At 68.8% G+C, this 18,779-nt stretch carries 7 protein-coding genes, 1 tRNA gene and 2 rRNA genes (1 of these 10 only partly in view); 1 reads left to right on the top strand and 9 read right to left on the bottom strand.

All coding sequences use genetic code 11. The features are described from left to right. Window positions 1-99 precede the first annotated feature (99 nt). The 5 genes from rimO to OG519_RS26305 all read right to left on the bottom strand — a co-directional run bounded on the left by rimO (window position 100) and on the right by OG519_RS26305 (window position 12,328). Window positions 100-1,620: a 30S ribosomal protein S12 methylthiotransferase RimO gene (rimO, locus tag OG519_RS26325; RefSeq protein ID WP_405588685.1), complete on the bottom strand. Its 1,521-nt coding sequence runs from the start codon at window positions 1,618-1,620 to the stop codon at window positions 100-102. Window positions 1,621-1,703: 83 nt separating this feature from the next. Next, window positions 1,704-2,510 carry a helix-turn-helix domain-containing protein gene (locus OG519_RS26320; RefSeq protein WP_405588682.1) on the bottom strand — a complete coding sequence of 269 codons (807 nt, stop codon included), beginning with the start codon at window positions 2,508-2,510 and terminating at the stop codon, window positions 1,704-1,706. A 228-nt stretch (window positions 2,511-2,738) separates the two neighbouring features. Beyond that, window positions 2,739-5,510, bottom strand: a complete 2,772-nt coding sequence (locus OG519_RS26315) for a DNA translocase FtsK (RefSeq protein ID WP_405588680.1) — start codon at window positions 5,508-5,510, stop codon at window positions 2,739-2,741. A gap of 259 nt (window positions 5,511-5,769) precedes the next feature. Further along, window positions 5,770-6,459, bottom strand: a complete 690-nt coding sequence (locus OG519_RS26310; protein WP_405588677.1) for a two-component system response regulator — start codon at window positions 6,457-6,459, stop codon at window positions 5,770-5,772. Between the two features lie 352 nt (window positions 6,460-6,811). Beyond that, the gene (locus OG519_RS26305; protein ID WP_405588675.1) at window positions 6,812-12,328 is read right to left on the bottom strand and encodes a HAMP domain-containing protein; all 5,517 of its coding nucleotides are present in this window, start codon (window positions 12,326-12,328) and stop codon (window positions 6,812-6,814) included. A gap of 323 nt (window positions 12,329-12,651) precedes the next feature. On the opposite strand from OG519_RS26305, the gene OG519_RS26300 reads away from it, so the two are divergent. Next, complete coding sequence (locus OG519_RS26300) at window positions 12,652-15,273, top strand: SpoIIE family protein phosphatase (protein ID WP_405588673.1); 2,622 nt, start codon at window positions 12,652-12,654, stop codon at window positions 15,271-15,273. Between the two features lie 79 nt (window positions 15,274-15,352). Here the strand turns inward: OG519_RS26300 and OG519_RS26295 are convergent. From OG519_RS26295 to OG519_RS26280, 4 genes are all read right to left on the bottom strand, one after another. Continuing rightward, window positions 15,353-15,425: transfer RNA gene (locus OG519_RS26295), tRNA-Thr, on the bottom strand. Between the two features lie 165 nt (window positions 15,426-15,590). After that, the gene (locus OG519_RS26290) at window positions 15,591-16,310 is read right to left on the bottom strand and encodes a DegT/DnrJ/EryC1/StrS family aminotransferase (protein ID WP_405588671.1); all 720 of its coding nucleotides are present in this window, start codon (window positions 16,308-16,310) and stop codon (window positions 15,591-15,593) included. Between the two features lie 134 nt (window positions 16,311-16,444). Then, a 5S ribosomal RNA gene (gene rrf, locus OG519_RS26285) occupies window positions 16,445-16,561 on the bottom strand. A gap of 92 nt (window positions 16,562-16,653) precedes the next feature. Beyond that, window positions 16,654-18,779 (bottom strand): 23S ribosomal RNA (locus tag OG519_RS26280) (it continues 1,003 nt past the right edge of the window).

The following is an 18,779-nucleotide window of genomic DNA, read 5'->3' as shown; positions in this document are numbered from 1 at the left end:
ATTCGGCCGGCGGAACCGCTGACGAGGCCACCCCCGTCAGCGGAGAGCCCGTGGACCGGGACGGTGGCGTCGGCACGGACGCGGGCGTGGCAGCTCCGCTCATCTGCCCACCCCGTCCCCGTGGTCCCCGTGGCCGGTGCCCTGCACCCCGAGCGGTTCTGCGATCAGGTCCACGCCCTCCGTCCCGGTCACCTTCGCGGTGACGAACATGCCGGGCGCCGGCTCCCACCAGCCACCGGCCGGTGTCAGCACGACCTGGCCGTCGGTCTCCGGCGCCTGGTGGTCGGCCCGTCCGGTGACCTCACCGGTCTCCTCGTCCACCGCCTCGACCAGCACCGTGACCGTGGCGCCCAGCCGTTCCTCGGCGCGCTGCGCGGTCAGCTCCTCGGCGAGCCGGGAGACCCGGGCCAGCCGGGCGGCCACCACGTCCTCGTCGAGCTTGCCGTCATAGCCGGCCGCCTCGGTGCCGTCCTCGTCGGAGTAGCCGAAGACGCCGATGGCGTCCAACCGGGCCGCCCCCAGGAAGCGTTCGAGCTCGGCCAGGTCCTCGGCCGTCTCGCCCGGGAACCCGACGATGAAGTTGGACCGCACGCCCGCCTCGGGGGCCTTGGCGCGGATGGTGTCGAGCAGGTCCAGGAAGCGGTCGGTGTCCCCGAAGCGGCGCATGGCCCGCAGCACGGCGGGCGCCGAGTGCTGGAAGGAGAGGTCGAAGTAGGGGACGACGCCGGGTGTCGAGGTGAGCACGTCGATCAGGCCGGGGCGCATCTCGGCCGGCTGGAGGTAGCTGACCCGGATCCGCTCGATGCCGTCGACCGCGGCCAGTTCGGGCAGCAGCGTCTCCAGCAGCCGGATGTCGCCGAGATCCTTGCCGTAGGACGTGTTGTTCTCGCTGACCAGCATCACCTCCCTGACGCCCTGTTCGGCGAGCCATCGGGTCTCACCGAGGACGTCGGAAGGCCGGCGGGAGATGAACGAGCCGCGGAAGGAGGGGATCGCGCAGAAACTGCACCGGCGGTCGCAGCCCGAGGCGAGCTTCACCGAGGCGACCGGACCGTCGCCCAGCCGGTGGCGCAGCGGGGCGCGCGGCCCGGACGCGGGGGCGATGCCCGCCGGCAGATCGGTGAGGTCGGCCGGCGGTCCCTGCGGAGCGTCCTGGCCGTGCCCCGGCAGTGCCACGCTCGCGGTCTGCCGCTCCGCCGGGGTGACCGGCAGCAGCTTGCGCCGGTCACGCGGGGTGTGCGGGGCGTGGACGCCGCCGGCCAGGATGGTCCGCAGCCGGTCGGAGATGTCGGCGTAGTCGTCGAAGCCGAGCACGCCGTCGGCTTCCGGCAGGGCGTCGGCCAGTTCCTTGCCGTACCGCTCGGCCATGCAGCCGACCGCCACCACGGCCTGGGTACGGCCCTGGCTCTTGAGGTCGTTGGCCTCCAGCAGGGCGTCCACCGAGTCCTTCTTGGCCGCGTCGACGAAGCCGCAGGTGTTCACCACCGCCACGTCGGCGTCGGACGCGTCGTCCACCAGCCGCCAGCCGTCCGCCGCCAGCCGGCCGGCGAGTTCCTCTGAGTCGACCTCATTACGGGCGCAGCCGAGCGTGACAAGAGCGACGGTACGGGGTTCTGGCATGAGCCCAAGACTACCGGGTGGCCCTTCGCCGACTTCCCCGTGCGGCCGGCGGAGCGGATACCCCCGCCGGGCCGGCGGTGTACTCATCCCTGGGTGGGATCGCCCGGGGTGTAGGTGAGATGGGCGACCTCGCCCTTGCCGCCGGCGCGGCCGATGTCCTTGCCGTTGACGAAGAGCTGTACGGCGCCGGCGTTGCCCACGATGAGCTTGATCTTCTTGTCGTCGGTCCAGGTCACCGACTGGCCCTTCTTCAACGAGTCCTGGTAGAGCTGCTTGCCGTTGCTGTCGGTGGCCTGGATCCAGCTCGCGCCGCTCGCCGCGCTGGCCTTGACGGTGACCTTGCCGGGCGGCGCCGCGGCGATGGCGCTGCCGGACGCCTGCGGGGGTTTGGGCACGCCGTTGCCGCGCGGTGTGGCGCCCGGCTTGGTGGTGGTGGCGGCCGGGCTGGTGGGGGTGGATTTCGCGGTCACCCCGCTGTCGCCGCCGCCTTTGACGGCGGTGTAGCCGACGAAGCCCACCACGGCGACGATCGCCGCGATCATGGCCGCGGTCCAGTTGGGCCGGCGCGGTTCGGAACGGATCCGCTCGGCCTCGTAGAGCGGGGCAACCGGCGCAAGGTCGGATGCGGGGACGTGTTCGGCCACATAGCGTTCGACGAGCGGCTCGGGATCGATTCCGACGACGCGGGCGATCGTACGGATGTGCCCACGCGCGTACACATCACCACCGCAGCGGGAGAAGTCGTCCTGTTCGATCGCCTGGAGGATCGGGACGCGGACCCGGGTGGTGGTGCTGACCTCGTCGATGGAGAGTCCCGCCGCGATACGGGCCTGGGCGAGGGCGCGACCGACCGAAGGACGGTCGTCGGATGGCGAGTTGCCGATGGACACGAGGGCGCCTTTCGAGCGTGCAGCCACCTGCTGGAAGTTCAGTCTAGGGGGGGTCGAAAACGCGAGGGCAAGCGGACGGCCGCTTTTTGTCCGCCACTCGGGCTGTCGCCCGCGGTTCCTCCGTAACGACGTGACGTACGACGTTCGCGGGAGAGAAACGGTTGCTCGAAATCTGCCCCGAGTTGCCGAAGGCATACGTCCGACGGTCCGCGGCGGGGCGGAGCGTGGTTACGACGGCGCGTCTCCGCCACGGATCACCGCGAGTACGCCGTCCAGCTCGTCGCCCTTGACCAGGACATCGCGCGCCTTGGACCCCTCGCTGGGGCCGACGATGCCGCGCGACTCCATCAGGTCCATCAGCCGGCCTGCCTTGGCGAAGCCGACCCTGAGCTTGCGCTGGAGCATCGAGGTGGAGCCGAATTGAGTGGAAACCACCAGTTCAGCGGCTTGACAGAGCAGATCGAGATCGTCGCCGATCTCCTCGTCGATCTCCTTCTTCGGACCGCTGCCGACCGTGACGTCGGACCGGTAGGCCGGGGTGAGCTGCGCCTTGCAGTGGTCGACCACCTTGGCGACCTCGTCCTCGGTGACGAAGGCGCCCTGCATACGAATCGGCTTGTTCGCGCCCATCGGCAGGAACAGACCGTCACCTTTTCCGATGAGCTTTTCGGCCCCCGGCTGATCGAGGATGACCCGGCTGTCGGCGAGCGACGAGGTGGCGAAGGCGAGCCGCGACGGCACATTGGCTTTGATCAGACCGGTGACGACGTCGACGCTGGGCCGCTGGGTGGCGAGGACCAGGTGAATTCCGGCGGCACGGGCCAACTGGGTGATACGGACGATGGAATCCTCCACATCGCGTGGCGCGACCATCATCAGATCGGCGAGCTCGTCGACGATCACCAGCAGATAGGGATAGGGCGTCAGCTCGCGTTCGCTGCCCTCGGGGGTCCTCGCCCGGCCGGAGCGCACGGCGGCGTTGAAGTCGTCGATGTGCCGGAAGCCGTACGCGGCGAGGTCGTCGTACCGCAGGTCCATCTCGCGCACCACCCACTGGAGGGCCTCGGCGGCCCGCTTGGGGTTGGTGATGATCGGGGTGATCAGATGCGGAATGCCCTCGTAAGCGGTCAGCTCGACCCGCTTGGGGTCGACCAGCACCATCCGCACCTCGTCGGGGGTGGCCCGGGCCATCACCGAGGTGATCAGGCAGTTGATGCAGGACGACTTGCCGGAGCCGGTGGCGCCGGCCACCAGGACGTGCGGCATCTTGGCGAGGTTGGCCATCACATAGCCGCCCTCGACGTCCTTGCCGAGCGCGACGGTCATCGGGTGGTCCTCGCCGGCCGCTTCCGCGGAGCGCAGTACGTCGCCGAGGTTGACCATCTCGCGGTCGCTGTTGGGGATCTCGATACCGACCGCGGACTTGCCGGGGATCGGGCTGATGATCCGCACATCGGGGCTGGCCACCGAGTAGGCGATGTTCTTGGCGAGCGCGGTGATCCGCTCCACCTTCACCGCGGCGCCCAGCTCGATCTCGTAGCGGGTGACCGTCGGGCCGCGGGTGAAGCCGGTGACGGTCGCGTCGACCCTGAACTCCTTGAAGACCTGGGTCAGCGAGGCCACCACGATGTCGTTGGCGGCGCTGCGGGTACGGCCGGGGCCGCCGCGCTCCAGCAGGTCCAGTGCGGGCAGGGCGTAGGTGATGTCGCCGGAGAGCTGGAGCTGCTCGGCGCGGGGCGGCAGCGGCGCGCCGGCGTCGGCGGTCTGCTTGGTCAGATCGGGCACGGCGCCGCCGGCGGTGGATCCCGCGCCCGGGGCGGCGCCGGAGCCCGGGGCGGCGCCGGTCAGGCCGTCCTCGGCGTCCTCCGCCCGGGCGGCCGGCACCGGCTTTCTGACCCGGCTGGTCAGGTCGGCGACCAGCGGTGAGGGCTGCACCCCGTGCAGCACCGCGCCGTCGAGCGCGGTGGCAGCGGCGGCGGCCACATCCACCGCGTCGGGGCCGTCCCCCGGCCCGGCGCGGCGCCTGGGCCGGCGGCGCGGCTTGGGCTCCTCACCGTCGAGCGCGCTGTCGCGGTCCACGTCGTACGGCTCCGCGCCCGGGTCGGCCGGCTGCTTGGTGAAGCGCAGCGGAATCCGCCGGACCGGGGACTCCTCGACCGGCTCGGCCCGCTCTCCGTCCTCCTCGAAGAAGTCCTCGAGCGGTACGGCGTCGGGATCCGCCACCGGCGCGTAGAGGCCGAGCTTCGTGCCGGCGTACCGGAGCCGCTGCGGGATGGCGTTGACCGGGGTGGCGGTGACCACCAGCAGCCCGAAGAGGGTGAAGAGCAGCAGCAGCGGCACGGCGAGGGCGGCGCCGACCGTGTAGAGGAAGGGGGAGGCGGCGACCCAGCCGATGAGCCCGCCGGCGTCCCGCAGCGCCTGGGCGCCCTGGTCGCGGCTGGGCGAGCCGCAGGCGATGTGGATCAGGCCGAGCATGCCGATGACCAGTGCCGACAGGCCGATCACGATCCGGCCGTTGGCCTCGGTCTGCTCGGGGTGGCGCATCAGCCGGACGGCCACCGCGCCGAGCAGGAAGGGCACCAGGATGTCCAGGCGGCCGAAGGCGCCGGTGATCAGCATCGTCACCAGATCGCCGACCGGCCCGTGCAGATCGGACCAGGTGCCGGCCGCCACCACCAGGGTGAGACCGATCAGCAGCAGCGCCAGGCCGTCCTTGCGGTGCGCGGGGTCGAGGCCGCGGGCGCCGCGTCCTATGCCGCGGAAGATCGCCCCGATGCTGTGGGCCACGCCGAGCCAGACGGCCCGCACCAGGCGGAAGAGCGGGTTCATCGATGACGCCGGCACCGGGGCGGCCTTGGGCGCGGGTCTGCCCACCGCGGCGGCCTTCTTGGCGGGTGCCTTGGTGGGAGCGCTCTTGGCCGCGGGTCTCTTGGCCGCGGTCTTCTTCGCCACAGGCTTCGCCGGGGCTTTCTTGGCGGTGCCGGACGTACGGGGGGCCATGGTGCGAGGTTACCGCCCTTGTGATCGGGGGACACGCCTGCCTGTGGATACGCCCGTTCGTGTCGCCATCCGCCGATAAGACGATTGACGCCGGGTCAGCGGTGCTCAGAGGGACCGGGACTCATGGGCGGTCTCAGACGGGCTCGCCCCGGCTTCGCCTCGGATTCACCCGGACCGGCGGGGTGGGGTCAGGTCGACCACCACCCCGTCGTCCGTCCCATCGGCCTGAGTGAGCCTCACCCGGCGGCGCCGAACCGCCCTAGTCGCCGTTCTGCTGCTTGCCGATCCCGCTTCCGGTGCCCGGCTCCAGCGCGTCCAACGCCCGCCGCAGCCCGTTGAGTTTGCGGTCCAGATGAGCTGCGGTGGCCACGGCCGCCGCGTCCCCCGACTCGTTGAGCTGCTTGCCGAGCGTCTCGGCCTGCTCCTCCACGGCCGCCAGACGGGCCGACAGCTCGGCGATGATGCCCACCGATTCCTTGCCGCCGCCACCGGACGGGCCGCCCGACGGCATACCCTGCTCCAGTTGGAGCCGCAGCAGCGCGGCCTGTTCCCGTAGCTGGCAGTTCTTCATGTAGAGGTCCACGAAGACCGACACCTTGGCGCGCAGCACCCACGGGTCGAACGGCTTGGAGATGTAGTCGACCGCACCGGCCGCGTACCCGCGGAAGGTGTGGTGCGGTCCGTGGTTGATCGCGGTCAGGAAGATGATCGGGATGTCCCGGGTCCGCTCCCGCCGCTTGATGTGCGCCGCGGTCTCGAATCCGTCCATGCCCGGCATCTGGACATCGAGCAGGATCACCGCGAAGTCGTCGGTCAGCAGCGCTTTGAGCGCTTCCTCCCCGGACGATGCCCTGACCAGGGTCTGATCGAGCGCCGAGAGGATCGCCTCCAGCGCCAGCAGATTCTCCGGCCGGTCATCGACCAGGAGGATCTTGGCCTTCTGCACCATGGCCCGCCCTCCTCGCCCCGGCCCTGTGCCGGTCGCCGCCCCCGGGGACAGCTCCGTCATGCCGCCCGTCCTTGTGCCGGTCATGGTAGCCGCACCCCGTCGTTCGCCACACCCAGTCACCGCCAGGTCACTCAACACGCATCGGAAACGTAGGCGGGGACCAGAAGGTTCCCGCATTCCTCAAGCCTCACACCTGATCCGACCGACAGGTCGGCAAAGATACGCCTCCCCGCGCTCCGGCCGCACTACCGGCGCACGTGCCGGCCGTTCGGCCCTCCCGACCGACCACTCCGGTAGGTCGTCCGACGGCCCGCCCGTATCGGCCGGGCCGTCAGGCGGGACTGCCGCACCGTCAGCGTGCGTGCATCCACTGTTCCATGAGGGTCAGCAGCGCGTCGGTGTCCACCGGCTTCGTCACATAATCCGACGCTCCTGAGTCGATGGCCTTCTCCCGGTCGCCCTTCATCGCCTTCGCGGTGAGCGCGATGATCGGCAACCCGGCGAACTGCGGCATCTTGCGGATCGCGGTCGTCGTGGCGTATCCGTCCATCTCCGGCATCATGATGTCCATCAGCACGACCGCGATGTCGTCGTACTGCTCGAGCACCTCGATGCCCTCACGGCCGTTCTCCGCGTAGAGGACGGTGAGCCCGTACTGTTCCAGCACGCTGGTCAGCGCGAAGACGTTACGGATGTCGTCGTCGACGATCAGCACCTTCTCACCGCTGAAGCCGCCGGCGAAGCCGGGGTACGCCTCGCCCGCGCCGTCCTCCGCCCACGGCTCGGGGACGGTGCTCGCGCCCCGGCCGCCGTGCCCGTTCTGGCCCGGGTGCCCGATCTGGCCCGGCCCGTTCTGACCGGCGTGGCCGTGCTGGCTCCCCTGGCCGCCGCCGTGCCCGTCGTGACCGCCCGCGTGGCCGTTGGCGCCGGCCGGGTGCGGGGCGGGCTGGGCGGAGCGGCGGCGCAGCCGGGCCAGGCTGCTGCCCGGGCTGCGGGTCCGGCCGGGGAAGCCCGAGGCCGCCTCCTCGTACTCCCCGCCGTAGCCTCCGGCCGGGAGCTGCGGCAGTCCCGGCAGCGTCTCGCCGAGGCTGAGCGGCAGATAGAGGGTGAAGGTCGAGCCGCGGCCGGGCTGGCTGTCGGCGTGGATCTCGCCGCCGAGCAGCCGGGCGATCTCGCGGCTGATCGACAGACCGAGGCCGGTACCGCCGTACTTGCGGCTGGTGGTGCCGTCGGCCTGCTTGAACGCCTCGAAGATCACCCGCATCTTCCCGGCCGCGATCCCGATTCCGGTGTCGGTGACCGAGAACGCGATCAGCGGCTGGTCGGGCTCGCGCAGGGTGCCGGCCTCCAGGAGCTGCTCGCGGATGGTCTGCGGGACCTCGGGCCCCGCCGGGCGGATCACCAGCTCCACCGAGCCGCTGTCGGTGAACTTCACCGCGTTGGAGAGCAGGTTGCGCAGCACCTGGAGCAGCCGCTGCTCGTCGGTGTGCAGGGTCACCGGCAGTTCCGGCGAGACCCGTACCGAGAAGTCCAGGCCCTTCTCCGCGGTGAGCGGCCGGAAGGTCGCCTCGACGTAGTCGACGAGCTGCACCAGCGCGATCCGGGTCGGCGAGACGTCCATCTTGCCGGCCTCGACCTTGGACAGGTCCAGGATGTCGTTGATGAGTTGCAGCAGGTCGGACCCGGCGCCGTGGATGGTCTGGGAGAACTCGACCTGCTTGGGCGACAGATTGCCGTCGGCGTTGTCGGCGAGCAGCTTGGCCAGGATGAGCAGCGAGTTGAGCGGTGTGCGCAGCTCGTGCGACATGTTGGCGAGGAACTCGGACTTGTAGCGCATCGAGACCGCCAACTGCTCGGCGCGCTCTTCGAGCACCTGCCGGGCTTCCTCGATCTCGGTGTTCTTCACCTCGATGTCGCGGTTCTGCCGGGCCAGCAGCTCGGCCTTGTCCTCCAGTTCGGCGTTGGACATCTCCAGCGCGCGCTGCCGGCTCTCCAACTCGGCCGACCGCTCCTGGAGTTGTTCGGTCAGCTCCTGCGACTGCTTCAGCAGCCCCTCGGTCTTGGTGTTGACCGAGATGGTGTTGACGCTGATCGCGATGATGTCGGTGATCTGGTCGAGGAAGTCCTTCTGGATCTGGGTGAACGGCTGGAACGCGGCCAGTTCGATCACGCCGAGCACCCGGCCCTCGAAGAGCACCGGCAGCACGATCACATGCGACGGGGGCGCGTCGCCCAGCCCCGAGGTGATCTTCAGGTAACCCGGCGGCACATGTTCGATCAGGATGTTCCGCTTCTCCACCGCGGCCTGGCCGATCAGCCCTTCGCCCGGCAGGAAGACCGTGGTCCGCGAGCGCCGCGAGAAGCCGTAGCTGCCGACCAGCCGCAGCTCGTACTCCTCGCCGGGCTCCACGGTGTCCTCGGCGAGGAAGAACGCGCCGTGCTGCGCCGACACCACCGGTGTCAGCTCGCTCATGATCAGCGCGGCCACGTCACCGAGGTCGCGGCGCCCCTGCATCAGCCCGGAGATCCGCGCCAGGTTGCCCTTGAGCCAGTCCTGCTCCTTGTTGGCCAGGGTGGTCTCGCGCAGCCGGACGATCATCGTGTTGATGTAGTCCTGGAGCTCCAGGATCTCGCCGGCCGCGTCCACGTCGATCCGCAGGTTCAGATCGCCGCGGGTCACCGCGGTGGCGACCTGGGCGATGTTGCGGACCTGCGAGGTGAGGTTGTTCGCCATCAGGTTCACCGACTCGGTGAGGTCCTTCCAGATGCCGGAGACGTCCGGCACCCGCGCCTGACCGCCCAGCCGGCCCTCGGTGCCCACCTCGCGGGCCACCCGGGTCACCTCGTCACCGAAGGCGGAGAGCTGCCCGACCATGGTGTTGATGGTGGTCTTGAGCTCCAGGATCTCGCCGCGCGCGTCCACGTCGATCTTCTTCGACAGGTCGCCGCGGGCGACCGCCGTGGTGACCTGCGCGATCTGCCGCACCTGGCCGGTGAGGTTCGAGGCCATGCCGTTGACGGACTCGGTGAGGTCCTTCCAGGTGCCCGCCACACCCGGCACCCGCGCCTGACCGCCCAGGATGCCTTCCGTACCGACCTCGCGGGCGACCCGGGTCACCTCGTCACCGAAGGCCGACAGCGTGTCCACCATGGTGTTGATGGTGTTCTTCAGCTCCAGGATCTCGCCCCGCGCGTCCACGTCGATCTTCTTGGTCAGATCGCCGTTGGCGACCGCGGTGGCCACCGAGGAGATCGACCGCACCTGGCTGGTCAGGTTGTTCGCCATCAGGTTGACGTTGTCGGTGAGGTCCTTCCAGATCCCGGAGGCGTCCCGCACCCGCGCCTGACCGCCGAGCTGGCCCTCGGTACCGACCTCGCGGGCCACCCGCGTCACCTCGTCGGCGAACGCCGACAGCGTGTCCACCATGGTGTTGACGGTGGTGACCAGGGCAAGGATCTCGCCCTTGGCGTCCACGGTGATCTTCCGCGACAGATCGCCCTGGGCGACCGCGTTGGTCACATCGGCGATGTTGCGGACCTGGCTGGTCAGATTGTTGGCCATGCCGTTGACGGACTGGGTGAGGTCCTTCCAGGTGCCCGAGACGCCCTTGACCTCGGCCTGCCCGCCCAGAATGCCCTCGGTACCGACCTCGCGGGCCACCCGGGTCACCTGCTCGGCGAAGGACGACAACTGGTCGACCATCGTGTTCAGGGTGTTCTTCAGTTCGAGGATCTCGCCCTTGGCGTCCACGTCGATCTTCTGCGACAGGTCACCGCGCGCCACCGCCGTGGCGACCTGCGCGATGTTGCGGACCTGGCCGGTCAGGTTGCCGGCCATGAAATTCACCGAGTCGGTGAGATCACGCCACACACCGGCGACACCGGGCACCTGCGCCTGGCCGCCCAGCCGCCCGTCGGTGCCCACCTCGCGGGCCACCCGGGTCACCTGGTCGGCGAAGGACGACAACTGGTCGACCATCGTGTTGATGGTGTTCTTCAGTTCGAGGATCTCGCCGCGCGCGTCCACGTCGATCTTCTGCGACAGGTCACCGCGCGCCACCGCCGTGGTGACCTGGGCGATCTGCCGCACCTGGGACGTCAGGTTGCCGGCCATGAAGTTGACGGAGTCCGTCAGGTCCTTCCAGGTGCCGGAGACCCCGTCCACCCTGGCCTGACCGCCCAGCCGCCCCTCGGTGCCCACATCGGTCGCCATCCGGGTGACCTGCGCGGAGAAGGAGCCGAGCTGGTCCACCATCCGGTTCACGGTGTTCTTCAGCTCCAGCATCTCGCCGGAGACGTCCACCGTGACCTTCTGCGTCAGATCGCCGTTGGCGACCGCCGTGGTGACCTGCGCGATGTTACGGACCTGGCCGGTCAGGTTGCGGAAGGCGGTGTTCACCGAGTCCGTCAGGTCCTTCCAGGTGCCGGCCGCGCCGGACACCTGCGCCTGACCGCCGAGGATGCCCTCGACGCCCACCTCGCGGGCCACCCGCGTCACCTCGTCACCGAACGAGGAGAGCTGGCCCACCATCGAGTTGACGGTGTTCTTCAGCTCCAGCATCTCGCCGGAGACGTCCACCGTGACCTTCTGGGACAGGTCGCCGCCCGCCACCGCCGTGGTGACCTGCGCGATGTCCCGCACCTGGGCGGTGAGGTTGCGGAAGGCGGTGTTCACCGAGTCGGTGAGGTCCTTCCAGGTGCCGGCCGCGCCCGGCACCTGGGCCTGGCCGCCGAGCTGGCCCTTGGCGCCGACCTCGCCGGCCACCCGGGTCACCTCGTCGGCGAAGGTCCGCAGCGTCTCGGTCATCGCGTTGATCGTCTCGGCGAGCTGCGCGACCTCGCCGCGCGCGCCGATGGTGATCTTCTGCGTCAGATCGCCGTTGGCGACCGCCATGGTGACCTGCGCGATGTCCCGGACCTGGGCCGTCAGATTGCCGGCCATGCCGTTGACGGACTCGGTGAGGTCCTTCCAGACACCGGCCACACCGGGCACCTGCGCCTGGCCGCCCAGCTCACCCTCGGTACCGACCTCCCGGGCGACCCGGGTGACCTCCGAGGAGAAGGACGAGAGCTGGTCCACCATCGAATTGACGGTGTTCTTCAGCTCCAGCATCTCGCCGGCCACATGCACGGTGACCTTGCGCGACAGATCGCCCTTGAGCACCGCCTGGGTGACCAGCGCGATGTCCCGGACCTGCGCGGTCAGCCGGTAGGCCATGGTGTTGACGGAGTCCGTCAGGTCCTTCCAGGACCCGGACATCCCCCGCACCTTGGCCTGGCCGCCCAGCTTGCCCTCGGTGCCGACCTCGCTCGCCACCCGCGTCACCTCGTCGGTGAACGCGGAGAGCTGGTCGACGAGACCGTTGACCGTACGGCCGACCTTCAGGAACTCCCCACGCAGCGGATGCGCCGACCCGTCGGCGTTCTGCGCCCGCAGATCCATCCGCTGCACCAGGTCGCCCTCGGCCACCGCGGACAGCACCCGGCCGACCTCGGAGACCGGCCGCACCAGATCGTCCACCAGCGCGTTGGACGCCTCGATCGCCGCCGCCCAGGCGCCCTCGCAGACACCCGTCTCCAGCCGCTCGTTGAGCTTGCCCTCGCGGCCGACCACCCGCCGGACCCGCGCCAGCTCCCCGGTAAGGTGCTGATTACGGTCCGCGACCTCGTTGAAGACCGCCGCGATCTCGGCCAGCGGACCGTCGCCGGACACTTGGAGCCGCTTGCGGAAGTTACCGTCCCGCATCGCCGAGAGCGCCCCCAGCAGCTTGGTGAGAGCGGCCGAGTCGACCTCCACGGTCCCGCTGCCACGGGATCGCCCGTTCTTCGTACGCGTGACTGCGCCCCGCGCCGATGCGCCAGACTCCACCGTGTCCCTCCCGGAGGGTCGACCGAACTGCAGATGAGCAAACTTGCTTCCATACGATGCAAGCCCAGTGTTTCACCCCCGCCCGGCCCGGCCATAACAGTTCGGCAGCATCGCATATGTCACCCGGCACGTTTCCGGGTGGAAACACCCGCAACCGGAGCACGCACGGTCCCCCAGGGTCAGTAACCTGGCTCTGTTGTCGGGGCCCGCCTTCTCGGCGGGCCCACACCTCTGGGGAGCCGCCGATGAGGATTCAGCAGCGCGGCGGCACACCGACGGACGCAGGCGCGCCCGTCCCGCCACCAGCAACAGCAAGGAGATCGGTGATCACGGCGCGGGCAGCGGCCAGCTTCGAACCCGTGGGACGGTCGGTCGCCTTCGCACGGGCGTTCGTCCGCGACACCCTGCACGGCTGGGGCTTCGCCGACGTGGTGGACGACGCCGTCGTCCTCACCAGCGAGCTGGTCACCAATGCCGTGGTGCACGCGGGCACCGCCGCCGACGTGATCTGCCTGCGGTACGAGACGGCGGTCCGGGTCGAGGTCTCCGACCACTATCCGGAACGGGAGATCCCGATACAGTCCCGCAGCCGGCAGTTCCGCGACGCCGACAACGAGGGCGGCCGCGGCCTGCTGCTCTGCGGCGCGCTGGCCAGCCGCTGGGGCGTGGAGTACACCGCCGCGGGCAAGAACGTCTGGTTCCAGCTCGACCTGCCGGAACGTCCCGCCGGCACCCGCGCCTCCGGCCCCGTGGTGCCCCTCGACGAACTGCCCGTCGCCGACGAACGGGTCCGGGTCGCCGTCGTCCAGGCCGACGGCCGCGCCACCATCACCCGCTGGAACGCCGACGCCGCCGACCTCTTCGGCCACGCCCCCGAGGACATAGTCGGCAAGTCCCTCGCCGACATCACCGCCTGGCCCCAGACCCCCGGCACCGGCATCGGCCTCGCCGAGGCCCTCCAGCTCTCCCGCTGGGAGGGCACCTACGGCCTCCGCGCCGCCGACGGCCGGGTGCTGCCCGTCTACGGCTCCCACCTGCGGGTCAGGGACAGCGCGGGCGAGCCCTCCACCGTCTGCCTGCTGGTACGCGCCGAGGAGCGCGCCGTCCTCCAGTCTCCTTCGCGTGGCGCGGCCCACTCCGACTCCGGCCTGGCCCAGCGCGGCAAGAGCAGCGACGCCTTCGAGGTCTTCATCGGCTCCCCGGCCCCGGACGACCTCGACGGCCTGCTCCAGCGCACCGTGGAACGCGCCCGCGACATGCTCGACGGCGACGCCGCCTACCTGCTGCTCGCCACCGACGACGAGACCGAGCTCGAAGTACGCGCCTCCACCGGCCTGCCCTCGGCCCGGCAGCGGTTCGCCCGGGTCCCCGTCGAGGCCGGCACCGGCCGGTACGGCAGCGCCAGGATGCCCGCCGTGCACGAGGACCTCACCGCGGTCCCCGGCGCCGTCCCGCTGCTGTCCGGCACCGGCATGCGCTCGGTCGTCACCGTGCCGCTCAAGGTCGAGGGCCGCCTCACCGGCTCCATCGGGGTCGCCGCTGAAGCCCCGGGACGCTACAGCAACCAGGAGGCCCTCCGGTTGCAGTTCGCCGCCGACCGGATCGCCCTGGCGGTGGAGAGCGCGCGGCTCACCGAGCTGGAACGGCTCCGCCGCGGCTCACTCTCCTTCCTCGTCGAGGCGTCCGACCTGCTGGCCGGCACGCTGGAACGCGACCAGACGCTTGCCCTGATGGCGCAGATGACCGTCCCGACCCTGGCGAGCTGGTGCGCCGTCTACACCATCGCCGAGCAGTCAGAGCCGGAGCTGGCCTTCGTCCTGCACGAGGACGAGGACCGCATCGACGGCATCAAGGCGCTGCTCTCCCAGGTGCGGCCGCCCGACCCGGATCCGACCCCGGGCGCCCGGGTGTGGACCGACCCCTCGGACGTGGCCCACTCCAGCGCCCTGCGGGCCTCCCTGCGCAGCCTCGGCGTCGGCTCGGCCGCGTCGGCCGCCACCAGCAGGGCGAGCACCCCCGGCATCCAGCTCGCCACGGCCGCCGCGGTCGGCGGCGAGACCGTCGTGCTGCCGCTGGTGGCCCGCAACCGGGTCATCGGGATGCTCACCCTCGGCAAGCCCACCGACGAGCGCTTCCGCCAGGAGATCCTGGAACTCGCCGAGGATCTCTCCCGACGAGCCGCCCTCGCCCTCGACAACGCCCGCCTCTACAGCGAGCGCACCGCCATCAGCCAGGCCCTCCAGCGCAGCCTGCTGCCGCCGGAACTGCCCAGGGTGCCCGGTGTCGAGGTGGAGGTCGTCTACCGGGCGGCCGGCGAGGGCAACGAGGTCGGCGGCGACTTCTACGACCTCTTCCCGATCCGCGACGGCTGCTGGGGCTTCGCCATCGGCGACGTCTGCGGTACGGGACCGGAAGCCGCCGCGGTCACCGGCCTGGCCCGGCACGCCCTACGGCTGCTGGCCCGCGAGGGCTTCGGCGGGCCCGCGGTGCTGGAGCGCCTCAACGCCGCCATCCTGGACGAGGGCGCCCGCAGCCGCTTCCTCACCCTGCTCTACGGCGAGCTCTGGCCGCAGCAGGACGGGAGCGCCGTGCTCCGGATGGTCTGCGCGGGACATCCGCTGCCGCTGCGGCTGCGCCCCGACGGCACGGTGGAGCCGGCCGCGGAACCCCAGCCGCTGCTGGGCGTGATGGAGGATCTGGACCTCTTCGAGCAGGCCATGACGCTCGACCCGGGCGATGTCCTGCTCTGCGTCACCGACGGTGTCACCGAACGCCGCGAGGGTTCCCGGATGCTCGGCGACGACGGACTCGCGGACGTGCTGGCCACCTGCACCGGGCTGACCGCGGGCGCGGTCGCGTCGCGCGTGCAGCGTGCCGTGGAACGTTTCGCCTCCGACGCTCCCTCGGACGACATGGCGATCCTGGTCATGCGGGTGCCGAAGTAGAAGAAATTAGAAGAAAGTAGAAGAAGGAACCCGCACATGAGAAAGGCCCCCGCCGGGAGGCGGGGGCCTTTCTTGTCAGAGCCCCAATACGGAATCGAACCGTAGACCTTCTCCTTACCATGGAGACGCTCTACCGACTGAGCTATTGGGGCGCGTCGACGGGACGATCTTAGCCCATGAACTGGGGTGCGGTGAAACCCTGTTCGGGTCCCGGCCGACTACCGGCCCACTCCCGGCGGACTCCCAGCCAACGGAGCACCGCGGTTACCTCCGGCCCACGGTCACACGGGCGGTCACCCGTGCGGCCGGACGTCCGGTCAGAGCAGGCCGCCGAGCGCGTTGCAGGCCCCGGCGATATGAGTCAACTCCCGCTGGGTGATGGCGGGATGCACCGGCAGGGACAGCGCGTCCCCCGCCACCATCTCGGTGTGCGGCAGAAACGTTTCCGAGCGGTGCGCGGGCATCCGATGCACCGGCACCGGGACGCTGACCGTGGCCTTGACGCCACGCATGGCCAGCGCCCGGGCGAAGGTGTCCCGGTCAGGCCGGCCGTTGCCCGGCACCCGCACGGTGTACTGGTGGTACAGATGGTGGGCGCCCGGCTCGACGAACGGCACGATCACCTTGGTGAGAGCAGAGTCCAGGAAGCGCGCGTGCGCCCGCCGCCGGGCCACCTCACCAACGTCCTCGGCGGACTCCTCCGCAGCCACCAGGGCCAGGGCGCGACGGTCGGCCAGCTCGCCCAGCCGGGCCAGCGGCGCGGGGTGCCCGAATACGCTCACCGGCAGGATCGCGGCCGTGCGGGAGGTGACGCCGGCGGCCACCGCTTCGGGGTCGAGGCAGAAAGTCCGCGGGTCGATGTCGGCGAACACCGGCACGGCGCCGGCCAGCCGTACCGCGTCGGCGGGGGCGCTGGGACCGAAGGAAGGGACGATGACCTCGTCGCCCCGGCCGATCCGCAGCTCGACCAGCGCATCGCGCAGCGCGGTGGCCGCTGAGCCGGATGCGATCCTGTGCCGCCGTTCGGCAGTCGTCATCTGCTGCACGTCTCCACACCTCCGCCTATCGGGAGGCCAGAGTCTCGACCCGATATGAACGCAAGGTAACGGACAGCAAAAATGCCTCAGCCCCCGAGACAAAGCTCGGGGGCTGAGGCATTTTCTCAATATTTGTTCGGCGGTGTCCTACTCTCCCACAGGGTCCCCCCTGCAGTACCATCGGCGCTGAAAGGCTTAGCTTCCGGGTTCGGAATGTAACCGGGCGTTTCCCTAACGCTATGACCACCGAAACACCATGAAACACACACCAACCCCGGAGAGAATCCCTCACAGGGGGGTGGTGGCTGATTGTTTCAGAACCACACAGTGGACGCGAGCAAACATGGACAAGCCCTCGGCCTATTAGTACCGGTCAGCTCCACCCATTACTGGGCTTCCACATCCGGCCTATCAACCCAGTCGTCTACTGGGAGCCTTACCCCATCAAGTGGGTGGGAGTCCTCATCTCGAAGCAGGCTTCCCGCTTAGATGCTTTCAGCGGTTATCCCTCCCGAACGTAGCCAACCAGCCATGCCCTTGGCAGAACAACTGGCACACCAGAGGTCCGTCCGTCCCGGTCCTCTCGTACTAGGGACAGCCCTTCTCAAGACTCCAACGCGCGCAGCGGATAGGGACCGAACTGTCTCACGACGTTCTAAACCCAGCTCGCGTACCGCTTTAATGGGCGAACAGCCCAACCCTTGGGACCGACTCCAGCCCCAGGATGCGACGAGCCGACATCGAGGTGCCAAACCATCCCGTCGATATGGACTCTTGGGGAAGATCAGCCTGTTATCCCCGGGGTACCTTTTATCCGTTGAGCGACGGCGCTTCCACAAGCCACCGCCGGATCACTAGTCCCTACTTTCGTACCTGCTCGACCCGTCAGTCTCACAGTCAAGCTCCCTTGTGCACTTACACTCAACACCTGATTGCCAACCAGGCTGAGGGAACCTTTGGGCGCCTCCGTTACCCTTTAGGAGGCAACCGCCCCAGTTAAACTACCCACCAGACACTGTCCCTGATCCGGATCACGGACCGAGGTTAGACATCCAGCACGACCAGAGTGGTATTTCAACGATGACTCCACCACGGCTGGCGCCGCGACTTCACAGTCTCCCACCTATCCTACACAAGCCGAACCGAACACCAATATCAAGCTATAGTAAAGGTCCCGGGGTCTTTCCGTCCTGCTGCGCGAAACGAGCATCTTTACTCGTAGTGCAATTTCACCGGGCCTATGGTTGAGACAGTCGAGAAGTCGTTACGCCATTCGTGCAGGTCGGAACTTACCCGACAAGGAATTTCGCTACCTTAGGATGGTTATAGTTACCACCGCCGTTTACTGGCGCTTAAGTTCTCAGCCTCGCCACACCGAAATGTGACTAACCGGTCCCCTTAACGTTCCAGCACCGGGCAGGCGTCAGTCCGTATACATCGCCTTACGGCTTCGCACGGACCTGTGTTTTTAGTAAACAGTCGCTTCTCGCTGGTCTCTGCGGCCACCCCCAGCTCACACCGTAAAGATGATCACCGGACGTGGCCCCCCTTCTCCCGAAGTTACGGGGGCATTTTGCCGAGTTCCTTAACCATAGTTCACCCGAACGCCTCGGTATTCTCTACCTGACCACCTGAGTCGGTTTAGGGTACGGGCCGCCATGAAACTCGCTAGAGGCTTTTCTCGACAGCATAGGATCATCCACTTCACCACAATCGGCTCGGCATCAGGTCTCAGACTTCATGTCATCCGGATTTACCTGGACAACGCCCTACACCCTTACCCCGGGACAACCACCGCCCGGGCTGGACTACCTTCCTGCGTCACCCCATCGCTTACCTACTACCCCATCGGGTCAGCGGCTCCACCACTCCCCATCACTCCGAAGAGATCAAAGGCGGCTTCACGGCCTTAGCATCAGAAGATTCAGTACTGGGCGTTCCAAAGCGGGTACCGGAATATCAACCGGTTGTCCATCGACTACGCCTGTCGGCCTCGCCTTAGGTCCCGACTTACCCTGGGCAGATCAGCTTGACCCAGGAACCCTTAGTCAATCGGCGCAAGAGTTTCCCACTCTTGTATCGCTACTCATGCCTGCATTCTCACTCGTGAACCGTCCACCACTCGCTTACGCGGCGGCTTCACCCGGCACACGACGCTCCCCTACCCATCCGTACACCCGTTGGGGCTTAACATACGAATGACACGACTTCGGCGGTACGCTTGAGCCCCGCTACATTGTCGGCGCGGAATCACTTGACCAGTGAGCTATTACGCACTCTTTCAAGGGTGGCTGCTTCTAAGCCAACCTCCTGGTTGTCTCTGCGACTCCACATCCTTTCCCACTTAGCGTACGCTTAGGGGCCTTAGTCGATGCTCTGGGCTGTTTCCCTCTCGACCATGGAGCTTATCCCCCACAGTCTCACTGCCGCGCTCTCACTTACCGGCATTCGGAGTTTGGCTAAGGTCAG

The sequence above is a fragment of the Streptomyces sp. NBC_01190 genome (assembly GCF_045039895.1).
Lineage (GTDB): Bacteria > Actinomycetota > Actinomycetes > Streptomycetales > Streptomycetaceae > Actinacidiphila.
This window is presented reverse-complemented; position numbering and strand designations above follow the sequence as displayed.